13 protein-coding genes are annotated in these 13,609 nt (G+C 34.6%); 7 read left to right on the top strand and 6 right to left on the bottom strand.

Going from position 1 to position 13,609, the window contains the following annotated elements:
• Window positions 1–641: 641 nt before the first annotated feature.
• Window positions 642–1,322: an aspartate/glutamate racemase family protein gene (locus tag E0Z07_RS00065; protein ID WP_006258598.1), complete on the bottom strand. Its 681-nt coding sequence runs from the start codon at window positions 1,320–1,322 to the stop codon at window positions 642–644.
• Window positions 1,323–1,504: 182 nt separating this feature from the next.
• Here E0Z07_RS00065 and E0Z07_RS00060 point away from each other — a divergent pair, with 182 nt between their 5' ends.
• The 3 genes from E0Z07_RS00060 to E0Z07_RS00050 all read left to right on the top strand — a co-directional run bounded on the left by E0Z07_RS00060 (window position 1,505) and on the right by E0Z07_RS00050 (window position 4,016).
• Entirely contained in the window at window positions 1,505–2,401 is an 897-nt protein-coding gene (locus tag E0Z07_RS00060) for a LysR family transcriptional regulator (RefSeq protein ID WP_006258597.1), read from the top strand.
• A 70-nt stretch (window positions 2,402–2,471) separates the two neighbouring features.
• Complete coding sequence (locus E0Z07_RS00055) at window positions 2,472–3,416, top strand: YeiH family protein (RefSeq protein ID WP_006258596.1); 945 nt, start codon at window positions 2,472–2,474, stop codon at window positions 3,414–3,416.
• Between the two features lie 99 nt (window positions 3,417–3,515).
• Window positions 3,516–4,016: a hypothetical protein gene (locus E0Z07_RS00050; protein WP_006264257.1), complete on the top strand. Its 501-nt coding sequence runs from the start codon at window positions 3,516–3,518 to the stop codon at window positions 4,014–4,016.
• Between the two features lie 69 nt (window positions 4,017–4,085).
• Here E0Z07_RS00050 and E0Z07_RS00045 read toward each other — a convergent pair whose 3' ends face one another.
• Window positions 4,086–5,714, bottom strand: coding sequence for an acyl-CoA carboxylase subunit beta (locus E0Z07_RS00045; protein ID WP_006261778.1), 1,629 nt, complete (start codon window positions 5,712–5,714; stop codon window positions 4,086–4,088).
• 653 nt (window positions 5,715–6,367) lie between these two features.
• Between E0Z07_RS00045 and E0Z07_RS00040 the strand changes: the two genes are divergently transcribed.
• A complete protein-coding gene (locus E0Z07_RS00040) occupies window positions 6,368–7,012 on the top strand; it encodes a DUF47 domain-containing protein (protein ID WP_029988676.1) in 645 nt (214 codons plus the stop codon).
• Between the two features lie 19 nt (window positions 7,013–7,031).
• Window positions 7,032–8,129, top strand: a complete 1,098-nt coding sequence (locus E0Z07_RS00035; RefSeq protein ID WP_006258592.1) for an inorganic phosphate transporter — start codon at window positions 7,032–7,034, stop codon at window positions 8,127–8,129.
• Between the two features lie 107 nt (window positions 8,130–8,236).
• On the opposite strand, the gene prfB is transcribed toward E0Z07_RS00035, so the two are convergent.
• A protein-coding gene (gene prfB / locus E0Z07_RS00030; protein WP_115660748.1) for a peptide chain release factor 2 occupies window positions 8,237–9,335 on the bottom strand; the annotation gives its coding sequence in 2 pieces (ribosomal slippage) (window positions 8,237–9,271 and window positions 9,273–9,335; 1,098 coding nt in all).
• A gap of 47 nt (window positions 9,336–9,382) precedes the next feature.
• Between prfB and E0Z07_RS00025 the strand changes: the two genes are divergently transcribed.
• Both E0Z07_RS00025 and E0Z07_RS00020 read left to right on the top strand, forming a co-directional pair.
• Window positions 9,383–10,408: a threonine aldolase family protein gene (locus E0Z07_RS00025; protein ID WP_006258590.1), complete on the top strand. Its 1,026-nt coding sequence runs from the start codon at window positions 9,383–9,385 to the stop codon at window positions 10,406–10,408.
• Window positions 10,409–10,504: 96 nt separating this feature from the next.
• Window positions 10,505–10,816 (top strand): DUF6787 family protein, encoded by a 312-nt coding sequence (locus E0Z07_RS00020; RefSeq protein WP_006258589.1) that lies wholly within the window; start codon window positions 10,505–10,507, stop codon window positions 10,814–10,816.
• A 73-nt stretch (window positions 10,817–10,889) separates the two neighbouring features.
• Here the strand turns inward: E0Z07_RS00020 and E0Z07_RS00015 are convergent, their stop codons facing one another.
• From E0Z07_RS00015 to dnaA, 3 genes are all read right to left on the bottom strand, one after another.
• The gene (locus tag E0Z07_RS00015; RefSeq protein ID WP_006258588.1) at window positions 10,890–11,615 is read right to left on the bottom strand and encodes an SAM-dependent methyltransferase; all 726 of its coding nucleotides are present in this window, start codon (window positions 11,613–11,615) and stop codon (window positions 10,890–10,892) included.
• A gap of 99 nt (window positions 11,616–11,714) precedes the next feature.
• A complete protein-coding gene (locus E0Z07_RS00010; RefSeq protein WP_006258587.1) occupies window positions 11,715–12,170 on the bottom strand; it encodes a low molecular weight protein-tyrosine-phosphatase in 456 nt (151 codons plus the stop codon).
• Window positions 12,170–13,609 (bottom strand): chromosomal replication initiator protein DnaA, encoded by a 1,440-nt coding sequence (gene dnaA / locus E0Z07_RS00005; RefSeq protein WP_006258586.1) that lies wholly within the window; start codon window positions 13,607–13,609, stop codon window positions 12,170–12,172. Before dnaA ends, E0Z07_RS00010 begins: the two co-directional genes overlap by 1 nt.

The following is a 13,609-nucleotide window of genomic DNA, read 5'->3' as shown; positions in this document are numbered from 1 at the left end:
GATGATCCGTATTCTTTGCTTATGAAGAAATAAAGGAATCCTTTTTTTGTTTTCAAGTCTTTTTTTCTTTAAATCAAGGAAAATAAACTTTTAAAATCTGTTTTTTTTCTAAATCAGGAGGATATAAGTCTATTTAGGGGATTATTTTAAAAAAACATAGATACTTTTTTTAAATAGGTTTTATTGTAAAGTGTTGATATTTAAGTTGTTATTTGTTTTTGACTTTTTTTTAGCCAATATGGATATTGCCTTAACCCCAGTAAAATAGGGCACTTGACTAGAATCCCTCGACAATTCATGGAGAATACCCCATACATAGTGGAGCAGAGAAGATGTTTGTCGAACAATGCTTCTTCTATTCTCCATGTATTCTCCTTCTAATAATGTACATGCTAAAATAAAGAAGGGTATAGTACATACGAGTGAATATGTCTATGAAAAAGAGTCATTATAACGAGGGATGAGTTGAGTAGATAATATTTAAGAAATTATCTCCGATGGGGATTAGAAGAGGTATTCTATTTATAGAAAATAAGCAGTAAAACAGAACTCAATATACTCATCCATAAAGGTGATAAGTCCTGCTTACTGCTTAGTTAAAGATTTGTCTAATGAAGAAATATTATCTGTAAGATTACGGATTAGGATATCTTACTAAAAGCGTCTTCACACTGTAATACCATAGTGTCTATAATAGGTATTTTAATATCAAGTGAATTAAATACTAAAGGCAATTCTGTACAACCCAGAATCACTCCTTCTACAGAGGAATAATTTTCTATTAATGTCATAAAGAATGAACGCATCTCTTCTGTGATGGCTCCTGTAGCGAGTATAGATTGGAATTGACCTATTTGGGCTATTTCTTCAGTGTTAGGAATGATTACTTCTATCCCTGCTTGCTGTAAAGGAGATTTAAAATAATCATCTTCCATCGTGAAGGGTGTACCTAGCAGAAGTACTTTCTTCATATTATGCGTTAGTATATGTTTTTTGGTCAGTTCTATACTGTGTGAGATTGGAATATTAGTTAGTATTTCCTGTTTGATCTCATCATAAGCTTTGTGTAAGGTGTTGTTTGCTATCAAGAAACAATTTGGTTGTAGCGATAGTAGGATTTCGATTTCGTGTTTTAAGATATTAGGTACTTCATCCCATTGATTAGCATATCTAGTTTTGATATTGTGATAATCTATACTGTATAAGAGGATAGGGCATGAGTGATATCCACCCCATTTTTCATTTGCCATTTTGTTTAATAGCGTGTAGTATAACGCTGTAGAAGGGTATGCTGTACCACCTAGTATTCCTATTCGTTTCATTGAGTTTGTTTTTTAGTTTTATGGATTGACTTTGTCTAAAAAGGACAGTCAAATATAGGTATAAGTCAGATTTTATCTCTGTGTAAATAGTATAAAATACCCATATTAATTCATTAATTTTGTTGTTTAGGGAAAGAGGAGATGTTAAGAGAGAATTACTTCTATGATAAAAAAGAGATGATATGTTTGACTTTAGATTAAAGGTGTTTTATACAGTAGCGAAGAGAGGGAGCTTCACGAAGGCTTCTAAGGAATTGTTGATTTCTCAGCCTGCTGTGACGAAGCATATCCAAGAGATAGAGGCTAGCTATCAGACTAAACTTTTTGTACGTGACGGGATGAAGATACACTTGACAGAAGCAGGTGAACTACTCTATACGTATGCAGAAGAGATATTCTCTATCTATCGCAATCTTGAGTTCGATATACACGCACTGAATGCTAAAATGGACGGAAGCCTTAGAGTAGGAGCGAGTACTACTATATCACAGTATGTATTACCTCCCTTATTAGCAGAGTTTAGAAAGAAGGTAAATGATCTGCATCTAGACGTAGTATCTGATAATACGAATGCTATCGAGAATCTTCTGCTGAACAAAACAATAGATGTAGGTCTAGTAGAAGGGTATTCTAAAAATCCTCAGATAAAGTATATTGACTTTATCAAAGACGAAATCGTCTTGGTGTGTAGTAGCAATAATGAATTAGCCAAAAGAGGAAGTATTAAACCTCAAGAGCTAAAGGAGTTGTCTTTTTTATTAAGAGAAACGGGGTCTGGGACACTAGATGTCGTGGATACTACACTTAAAGAGATAGGTATAACTTTAAGTGATTTGACTAATGAGATGAACTTCTCTAGTACAGAGAGTATTAAGATGTATTTAATGCACTCAGATAGCGTTGCATTCTTATCCGTACACGCTATTCTAAAAGAGTTGAGGTATAACGAGTTGAGCATTGTAGATATAGAGGGATTAGACATCAGTAGAACTTTCTCTTTAATACAGCGTCAAGGACAAGAAAGCGCTTTGGTAGAACTGTTCATTCGCTTTGTACAGAATCATAACTTAAAGTTATAGGTTATAACAATTATGTATTTTCTTTTCCTTAGTGTATAAAGGAAATTTGTATCTGTAAATAATGATACAAATGACAACAGAAAATAACACTCGTGAGACAATAGGTAAAGTGCTTCTAGTAGGGCTAGCTTTGCTTAGTTTATTTCCATTTATTTCATCCGCAGTAGCACTAGTGATAGGGATAGTCTATGCACAGCTATTCGAGAACCCGTATGCAAAACAGACTAAGAAGGCAACAGGGCTATTGTTAAAAGTAGCTGTGATAGGGCTTGGTTTTGGTATGAATGTGTATAGTGCAATATCTGCAGGTAAGGATGGTTTTATACTTACTATCTTCTCTATCTTTTTAACTTTAGCACTAGGATTCTTATTAGGAAAAGTGTTGAAAATAGACAAAAAAATATCGTATTTGGTTTCTTCAGGTACTGCAATCTGTGGAGGTAGTGCTATCGCTGCGGTTTCTCCTGTTATTAAAGCAGATGAGAAGCAGATATCAGTAGCTTTAGGAATCGTGTTTATCTTAAACTCTGTAGCTTTAATTATATTTCCGCCTATAGGACATGCCTTAGGATTAAGTCAAGTAGATTTCGGGCTATGGTCTGCTATTGCGATACACGATACGAGTTCGGTAGTAGGAGCTGCGGCTAAGTATGGAGACCAAGCTCTAGAAGTAGCTACTACTGTGAAGCTAGCTCGTGCATTATGGGTGATCCCTGTAGCATTCTTATCTATGGTATTCTTTAACAATAAAGGAGGTAAAGTGAAGTTGCCTTACTTTATCGGGTTATTCGTATTAGCAATGCTAGCGAACTCTTATATCCCAGCAGTACAGTCTATCGGACCATATATCGTAGAAGCTTCTAAAGCAGCATTGACCTTGACCTTATTCTTAATCGGTACATCTTTATCTTATCGCACCGTGAAATCTGTAGGATTTAAACCTCTATTAGAAGGAGTAGGACTGTGGATATTTATCTCTGTGACTTCACTGCTTTATATTATGTATGTGAATTAAAATAGATAGGAAACAATGTGTTTAAATTGAAAATCACACTAAATTGGACAAAAGAAATTATCTTTATAGTTTATCAGCAATAAATAGTTAACACTTATCATGAATATAAGTACGTATATCGCTTACTACACTAAAGGGTTAAAAGATAGATTAGAAGTAGTAAGACCTACTATGATAGATAGTTTATGTAGTTTATTTGTAAGGGAATATATACCTTTAGTTGATCCATGTACTGTTAGAGATGTAGATACATTTTATTTTGAATATGACTATGAAACACTTGATATTGTAGTTTGGGCAGAGGATAAGGCAGAGCAAGTTATTTCAAGTATATCAATGGGTATTCCAGAGAACTTAAGTGATAATTTGTTTCCAAGAGAATTGTACTTTTCTTTACACGATTTAGAAGAATCATGGACAGAGACTGAAGATGGAGAAGAAATGTATGACGAGTTAATGCAAACTCTATCTGAGCAACAAGAACGAATACTTGAATTTTGGTTTACTCAATGTTGGTTAGAAGCAAAGACTAAAACAGGTGCATCAATAAAAGGTAAGTTTAGCATACACGATACAACTTATAGAACAGAGCTTCCATAATGAAAAGGAGAAACTCTCAAATAATAAAAAGGGCTTTCAATGCACTTGAAAGCCCTTTAAGGTTATTTATTATACTTGAATAACTCCTAAGTTAAACGGTTTTTCGATAGGAGCGTGGTTTGCAGCTTCAATACCCATAGAGATCCACTTACGCGTATCTAATGGATCGATAATAGCATCTGTCCAAAGACGTGCTGCTGCGTAATAAGGCGAAACTTGATTGTCGTATCTCGCTTTAATTTTATTGAATAATTCTTCTTCTTGTTCTTTAGTTAGTTCTTCCCCTTTTGCTTTAAGAGATGAAGCTTCTATTTGTAATAATACTTTTGCTGCCTGAGCACCTCCCATTACAGCAAGCTCAGCACTAGGCCATGCAAAGATAAGTCTAGGGTCATAAGCCTTACCACACATCGCATAGTTACCTGCTCCATAAGAGTTTCCTACTACTACAGTGAATTTAGGTACTACAGAGTTAGATACAGCATTAACCATCTTAGCACCATCTTTAATAATACCTCCGTGCTCAGACTTAGACCCTACCATAAACCCTGTTACATCTTGTAAGAATACTAGTGGTATTTTCTTTTGATTACAGTTCGCTATAAAACGAGTAGCTTTATCTGCAGAGTCAGAGTATATCACTCCTCCGAATTGCATTTCGCCTTTTTTAGTTTTTACTACTTTGCGTTGGTTCGCTACGATACCTACAGCCCATCCATCGATACGAGCGTATCCCGTGATGATCGATTGTCCGTACCCTTCTTTGTACTCTTCGAATTCTGAGTTATCTACTAGACGTTTGATAATCTCCATCATATCATACTGCTCATTACGCGCTTTTGGTAAGATACCGTAGATGTCTTCTTGAGCTAAAGCAGGTTTGGCAGCTTTGATACGGTTATATCCTGCTTTGTCAAAGTCTCCTATTTTATCAATGATATTTTTGATTGTGTCAAGGGCATCTTTGTCATCTTTAGCTTTATAATCAGTTACACCTGATATTTCGCAGTGCGTAGTTGCTCCACCTAAAGTTTCGTTGTCAATGCTCTCTCCGATAGCTGCTTTTACTAAATAACTACCTGCTAAGAAGATACTTCCTGTCTTGTCTACGATAAGTGCTTCATCACTCATAATAGGAAGGTAAGCACCACCGGCTACACAGCTACCCATGACAGCAGCTATCTGTGTGATACCCATACTGCTCATCACAGCATTGTTTCTGAATATACGTCCGAAGTGTTCTTTATCAGGGAAGATTTCGTCTTGTAGAGGTAGATAAACACCTGCACTGTCTACTAGGTAGATGATAGGTAGTTTATTTTCTATTGCTATTTCTTGGGCTCTTAGATTCTTTTTTCCTGTAATCGGGAACCAAGCACCTGCTTTTACAGTAGCGTCATTTGCTACTACGATACACTGTTTTCCTTTTACATAACCTATTTTAACCACTACACCTCCAGAAGGACATCCTCCATGCTCTTCATACATCCCGTCTCCTGCGAAGGCACCGATCTCTATACTATTGGTCTTATCATCTAGTAAATAGTCGATACGTTCTCTAGCAGTCATTTTGCCTTGCTCGTGTAGTTTAGCTATTCTTTTTTCGCCACCACCTTGTTTTACTTTTACTAATTTTCTTTTTAAATCAGAAAGCAAAAGCTTATTGTGGTCTTCGTTTTTATTGAAGTTTATATCCATAGTTTGTTGGGTTGATTCACTGTTGTCTGTGGTTTAGTACAAGTTATATTTAGAGAGTAAATAGTGTACTAATCCTTGATCGTTTTCGCTAAAATACAAAATATACTAGAATTTTGACTATCCAAAAATGAGGAGATGCGATTTTTAGCATGATACCTATTTTCTTTTGTTCATTTTATTAATATTTATAATGACAGTTGTTGAAGTAAAAGGAGGTTTAGATTCAGGAGAATAGTTGATAAATGTGTATAATTTGGTGATTTATAAAAGTGTAGTTCTGTAGATTGATGAGTAAGATATAGTAATGAAATGAAGAGGGATAAAAGTGAGTTAGGTAATGAGGTTATAGTATTGTCTTCTTTTAAAATTATATATCAGGAATGGTGAATAATGAGATAAAAAGAAGTGAGGGTGTGATGAATTGTAATTAATGAGGGTAATTGTCGTCGCTAAATAAGAATATAAGGGGGAAAGTGTACTTTTATTACATAACATTAAATTAATATAGGGAAATAGGTTTATATTTGTAATTCAAATAGTTATGTTTTTATCGTAAAGTAATAGTATTAATAAAGTCGTAAAAATTAACGTTAAGGAAACATTGAGCTAACTTAAAAGGTTTACTTTTGCGCCCGATTATTATCATTTATAAGATGTCATTAAACAATATTTTTCAGTTTTTAGTGCCTAAGGATAAAGTGTTTTATCCATTATTTGAAAAGGCAGCAGGTAAGATTAAGAAAATTTCAGAAACTTTAAATGAAGCAGTAAATGCTCCAGCTAAAGAAAGAGATCAGTTATTAAAGAATGTAGAAGTATTAAAACAAGAGATAGAAGCAATCGCTCAAACTACACGTGTAGAACTTGGAAAAAACTTCATCACACCTTTTGACCGTGAGGATATCCACAATTTGATTACAGCTGTAGATGATATAGCGGATCACTTATCGGATGCTGCATCTCGTATGAGATTATATCAAATCGATAAAGTAACAAAACCTTTGCGCAAATTAACTGAGGCTAATTTAGAAGCTTGTAGTGAAGTGGCTAAGGGGCTTTTAATCTTAAAAGACAATAAAAATTTTACAGCATTAGCAGAAATCAGTAAAAATATCTCTCGTTTAGAGCGTAAAGCAGATAAAGTATTTGATAAAGCTGTTGCGGACATCTTTGAGAATGAAAGCAATGCTATTGAGATTATTAAATATAAAGAGGTAATGATGGCTCTAGAAACAGCAACAGATAGTTGTAAAGACGTTGCTAATGTACTTGAGACAATTACAGTAAAATACGCTTAATTAATCAGAAACATTATTTATGGATTTTTTCTTAGGAATGTTTACTAATCAAGCTGGTATTATGCTGATGATCATTATCGTCTTAGCATTAGGGTTTGATTATATTAACGGTTTTCACGATGCAGCAAACTCTATTGCGACCATTGTGACTACAAAGGTGTTGACACCATTCCAAGCTGTATTATGGGCAGCAGCATTTAACTTTGCTGCTTATTTTATCTCTCTTTATATTATTGGAGAGTTTAAAATTGGTAATACGATAGCCAAGTCAGTGAATGAAAACTTTATTAGTTTAGAGGTGATATTCGCTGGATTAGTAGCTGCTATTATTTGGAACTTATTGACTTGGAAGTTGGGTATTCCTTCTTCTTCTTCGCATACTTTAATTGGAGGATTTATTGGAGCAGCAGTAGCTCATGCAGGTGGTTTTGCACCTGGAGGAGAGGATGTTATTGTATATTCTAAAGTAATTCCAATTTTCTTATTTATCTTCGGAGCTCCGTTTTTAGGTATGATATTAGCCTATTTTATAACGGTGGGTATTATGTGGATTTGTAGAAATGGTAATTCTCATAAATGTGATACATGGTTTAAACGTTTGCAGTTAGTGTCATCTGCAATGTTCTCTTTAGGACATGGTGGTAACGATGCTCAGAAAGTAATGGGTATTATCGGTGCAGCTGTTATCTTCTATCATGTTAATATAGATATGGATGAAGCTTATCTAGTGGATGGAGTAGATACATTTAAAGTATTCGTAGAGCACTGGTGGTGGGTTCCGTTAGCATCATTTATATTCATTGGTCTAGGTACTTTATCAGGAGGATGGAAGATCGTGAAGACTATGGGATCTAAGATTACTAAAGTAACTCCATTAGAAGGGGTGGCTGCTGAGACAGCTGGTGCTGTTGCGTTATATGTGACTGAGCATTTAGGTATCCCAGTATCGACTACGCATACGATCACAGGTTCTATCATCGGGGTAGGAGTTACTAAACGTATCTCTGCTGTTAGATGGGGAGTGACTATTAACCTATTATGGGCTTGGATATTAACTATACCTGTATCAGCTATTATAGCAATGGTAGTATATTATTTGATTACATTCTTTATGTAAGCATATAGTTTAAAAGATATATAGAGTGGTACAGCGATGTGCCACTTTTTTTATTGCGGGAAGTTGATGTGTTAATGAAGCAAAAAAGGAGCTGCTAGCTCCTTTTTTTATTCTTCTTCTTTTTGTCCCATCATCATTAGATATGCTTTTAAGAAGTTGTCAATCTCTCCATTCATTACAGAATCTACATCAGTAGTTTCGAATTGTGTACGGACATCTTTAACTAGTTTATAAGGATGCATCACGTAGTTACGGATTTGCGAACCCCATTCTATTTTCTTCTTATTTGCTTCTATTTCATCACGCATTGCTTGTTTCTTCTTAAGCTCAATTTCATATAATTGAGACTTTAAAAGTTGCATTGCTTTTGTTTTGTTGTCTAATTGAGAACGCGTTTCAGAGTTCTCAATAATAATACCAGTAGGGTGGTGACGCAATCGTACTGCTGTCTCTACTTTATTAACGTTCTGTCCACCTGCACCACTAGATCGCATAGTCTCCCAAGAGATATCTGATGGGCTAATTTCGATTTCGATAGTATCATCTGCTAATGGATAAACATAAACAGATACGAATGAGGTATGACGCTTAGCATTGCTGTCAAATGGTGAGATACGCACTAAACGGTGAACTCCGTTTTCGCCTTTTAAGTATCCGAACGCAAATTCTCCATCGAACTCTAAGGTTACTGTTTTTACACCAGCAACTTCTCCTTCTTGGTAGTTTAGTTCTTTTACATTAACGCCGTTCTTCTCTCCCCACATGATGTACATACGCATCAGCATAGCTGCCCAATCGCAACTCTCTGTACCTCCTGCACCTGCCGTAATCTGTAGTACAGCACTCATATTATCTCCTTCGTCAGAAAGCATGTTTTTAAACTCTAGTTCTTCTATAATCTGAAGCGTTTTTTCATACTGTTCTACTACTTCTTCTTCTGTGTATTCACCTTCTGCATAGAATTCTAAAAGAATCTTTAATTCCTCTAGGTTAGACATAGCAGATTCATAGCCTTCTACCCATTTCTTTTTGGACTTCAGGGCTTTAACGATAACTTCTGCTTCTTTAGGATTATTCCAAAAGTCTGGAGCAAAAGTTTTTTCTTCCTCGTTTGTTATTTCGATAAGCTTCTTATCGATGTCAAAGATACCTCCTTAACGCACCAAGGCGATCAATAATATCCTTCTGTTGTTCTGTGGTTACCATAATTTTTAATACTTTTATAGCACAAAAATACTTATTCCTATCAATTTATGGAAATTAATTTAATCAGTGATACAATCACTAAGCCTACACCTGAAATGTTGAATTACATGATGAAAGCGAGGGTAGGAGATGATGTTTACAAGCAAGATGGAAGTACCAATGAATTAGAAATTGCTGTTGCTGAGTTGTTTGGGATGGAAGCAGCCCTTTTTTTTCCTTCAGGAACAATGGCAAATCAAGTCGCTATAAAATTGCATACTCAACCTGGAGATCATTTAATTTGTGATAAAAGTTCTCATATCAATATGTTTGAAGGGGGAGGGATAGCAGTGCACAGTGGAGTGAGTTGTGCATTAATAGATGGAGATAGAGGACGTATTACAGCAGAGCAAGTCTTGGAAAACTATAATGACCCCAATAATATTCACTTGCCAATCACTAAATTAGTTTGTATAGAAAATACGACAAATTTAGGTGGAGGAGCTTGTTATGAGCTAAGTGAGATAGAGCGTATTCGTGAGGTGTGTAATGAAAAGGGATTAAAGATGCACTTAGACGGGGCTAGATTATGGAATGCATTGGTGGCTAAATCACAACATCCAAGTCAGTTCGGTGCTTTATTTAATACGATATCAGTGTGTTTCTCTAAAGGACTTGGAGCTCCAGTGGGTTCTGTGTTGTTAGGATCGAAAGAAGATATTAAAAAAGCTATTCGCCTACGTAAATTAATGGGGGGAGGAATGCGTCAGATTGGGTATTTAACTTCGGCTGCTTTGTTCGCTTTAAAAAATAATGTTGGTCGCCTGCAAAGAGATCATTTCAGAGCGAAGCAAATAGAGATGGTTTTAAGTAAGAAAATATGGGTTAAGGAGGTTTTGCCTGTTCAAACTAATATCGTCGTTTTTAGGCTGCAAGAAATAGCTCAAAACAAAGTCTTTATAGATAAGTTGAAACAAAAGAATATATTTATCAGTGATATGGGAGGGGGATGGCTTCGTATGGTGACACATTTAGATTATCGCGAAGTAATGCATGAATATGTAATAGAAGCTCTTACTAAACTAGAATTGTAGAGGTAGAGGTAAGACGATGTAAATCGTTTATTTAGTAATATTTATGTTTTTAGATCAGGGAAATTGACTTACCTTTGTTTAGATTTAAATTAAATAATGGAAAAATTAAAACAACGTTGGGGTATTACATCAAATTGGCAAATGGGTGTAATCTTATTAGTTTTTGCAATTACAGGTTCTACTGCAGCTTACATATCGAAACCTATTTTAACTAGCATAGGGCTAGACAGAGCTACAACTAATCCGTTTATATATTGGGTTCTGTATATTGTGCTAATTCTGCCCGTTTATAAAGTTATTTTGATTTGTGTGGGTACTATATTTGGACAACATCGCTTTTTTTGGAATTTCGTGATGAAAATGCTAAGAAGAATGGGTTTTGGTTCTTTAGTGCCAAAAGATAAATAAGAAGTTTACCAATTATTATATTTATAAAAAAGCTGAAAGTATTAGTTAATACTTTCAGCTTTTTTTGTTCTATTTAGTTCTTGTGAATGATAAAGATACAAGGTCTTTTGTGTAAGTCTTCTTTTGTGTTTTTCCATTGAGAAGCTGGTTTAGTCTGTATAAACTCTGTCTCTAAGGTTATATCACAAGCTACGCAGATAAGAGTGTTTGGATTTAATATCTGTACCATATCTTGTAACAGTTGATTATTTCTATATGGAGTTTCTATAAATAACTGTGATTGGTTTTTCTCTTGAGAAGTTCTCTCTAAAGCTTTAAGAGCACTCTTTTTATCACTTTTATCTATAGGTAGGTATCCATTGAAAGCAAAGCTTTGTCCGTTCATTCCTGAAGCCATAACGGATAATAAGATAGAAGAGGGACCTACTAAAGGAGTTACTTTAATATTTCTTTTATGAGCTATGTCTACAATAACTGCTCCAGGGTCTGCGACACCAGGACAACCTGCTTCACTCATTACACCAACGCTTTTGCCTTCTAATAATGGTTTAATATATTCTTTGTATTCACTTACTTCAGTGTGTTTATTTAAAGGAAAAAGAATAAGTTCTGATTGTTTTTTTTCAGGACATATGCTTTTAATAAAACGTCTTGCTGTTTTTTCATTTTCAACTATGAATATGTCAAGCATTTCGATAGCGCGTTTTACAGTTTGTGGCAAAACGTCCATAGGATTTGTAGTGTCTCCTAGGGTGATAGGGATTAGGTATAGTGTACCTGTAGGTATATTATTTGTCATTTGTCAAATTTCTCTCAAATAGAGTACAAAGGTAAAGATAAAGTATAGTACAAAAAAGAAAAGGAAGAAAATGACTTTCTTCCTTTTACTTACATATATCTAAGATTTTAAATCTTTGGCTATTACATTACAAACTTCATCTAAAAGATGAAAAACATGTTCAAAACCATCATCTCCTCCAAAATATGGATCAGGTACTTCTAGGTTTTGACCTGGTGTGTTTTCATTAAGAATTAACTTTACTTTATTTTTAGCTTCTTGACTAGGTGCTAACTTAATTACATTTTCGTAATTAGATTTGTCCATCACATAGATGCGATCAAAATTAGTAAAGTCACTTACTTTAAACTGTCTTGCTCGTTGTGTAGTTAAATCAATATTGTATTTTTTAGCAACAGCTATTGATCGTTTGTCTGGTTGACTACCTATATGCCAATCTCCAGTACCAGCTGAATCAACAAAAAAACTTTCTGTAGAAAGCTTTGATTGTAATATCCCTTCTGCTAAAGGCGAACGGCAAATATTGCCTAAACAAACCATCAATACTTTTGTCATTACATACTGAATTTAATATTTATATCATCGTGGAATTTCTTAAACTCCTTATCCGTTTCTAATAAATTATCCACAGTTTTGCAAGCGTGTAATACTGTAGCGTGATCTCTATCTCCTATTTGTGAACCAATAGAAGCTAAAGAAGCTTTAGTGTATTTTTTAGCAAAGAACATCGCTAGTTGTCTAGCTTGAACTATGTTTCTTTTTCTTGTCTTAGAACGCAATGTTTCTGTGTCCATTTGGAAATAATCAGAAACAATTTTTTGAATATAATCGATAGAGATTTCTCTCTTCACACTCTTCACAAATTTCTCAACAACTTGTCTTGCTAAGTCAATTGTTACTTCACGCTTATTAAATGAAGATTGAGCGATTAATGAAATGATAGCTCCTTCTAATTCTCTAATATTAGAGTTTACATTTTTAGCTACATATTCGATTATTTCTTTTGGCATATCTACTCCATCACGGAATAATATTCCTTCAACAATTTTTACTCTTGTTTCAAAATCTGGGTGTGATATCTCTGCAGATAATCCCCATTTAAAACGAGATAAAAGACGTTGTTCGATATCTTGAATATCTACTGGTGCTTTATCAGAAGTAAGAATTACTTGTTTACCATTTTGGTGTAAATGGTTGAAGATATGGAAAAACACATCTTGTGTACCTGATTTACCTGATAAGAATTGAATATCATCGACGATAAGTACATCTATTAATTGATAGAAGTAGATAAAGTCATTACGCGTATTCTTACGTACAGAGTCAATATACTGTTGAGTAAAGACTTCAGCAGAAATGTACAAGACAGTTTTTTCTGGGTAAAGATCTTTAATTTCAACACCGATAGCGTGTGCTAAGTGAGTCTTTCCTAATCCAACTCCTCCAAAAATAAGAAGTGGGTTAAAAGAAGTACCACCTGGTTTATTCGCAACAGCCATACCAGCAGAACGTGCCAATCTATTTGAATCACCTTCTAAGAAGTTATCAAATGAATAGTTTGAATTTAACTGAGATTCGATTTTTACGTTTCTGATTCCAGGAATTACAAAAGGGTTTTTTAATTCTGGATTCTTGTTTTGAATAGGTACATCTAACTCTTGAGGTTTTACTGGACCTCTTTGTGTACTTGGTAATTGTTCTGTATAAGGTTGTTTGTTTCCAGAAGGAGTTTCCATCTGAATCTTATACAATAACTTTGCTTCAGCTCCTAACTGTTTTGTTAGGGCTACTTTTAGGATTTTTACATAGTGTTCTTCCAACCACTCGTAAAAAAACTTACTAGGCACCTGAATATAAAGAGCATTCTCTGTAAGCTCAATAGCCTTAATAGGCATGAACCATGTCTTGAATGCTTGTTCTTGGATGTTATCCTTTATGAATTCAAGACAATTATTCCATACAGATTCTGCTGTCTTAATTGTATTATCGTGCAT

It is taken from the genome of Myroides odoratimimus, assembly GCF_004337635.1.
In the GTDB taxonomy this organism is placed as follows: Bacteria; Bacteroidota; Bacteroidia; order Flavobacteriales; family Flavobacteriaceae; genus Flavobacterium; species Flavobacterium odoratimimum.
Note: the sequence above shows the minus strand (reverse complement) of the source record. Positions and strands in the feature narration are given on the sequence as shown.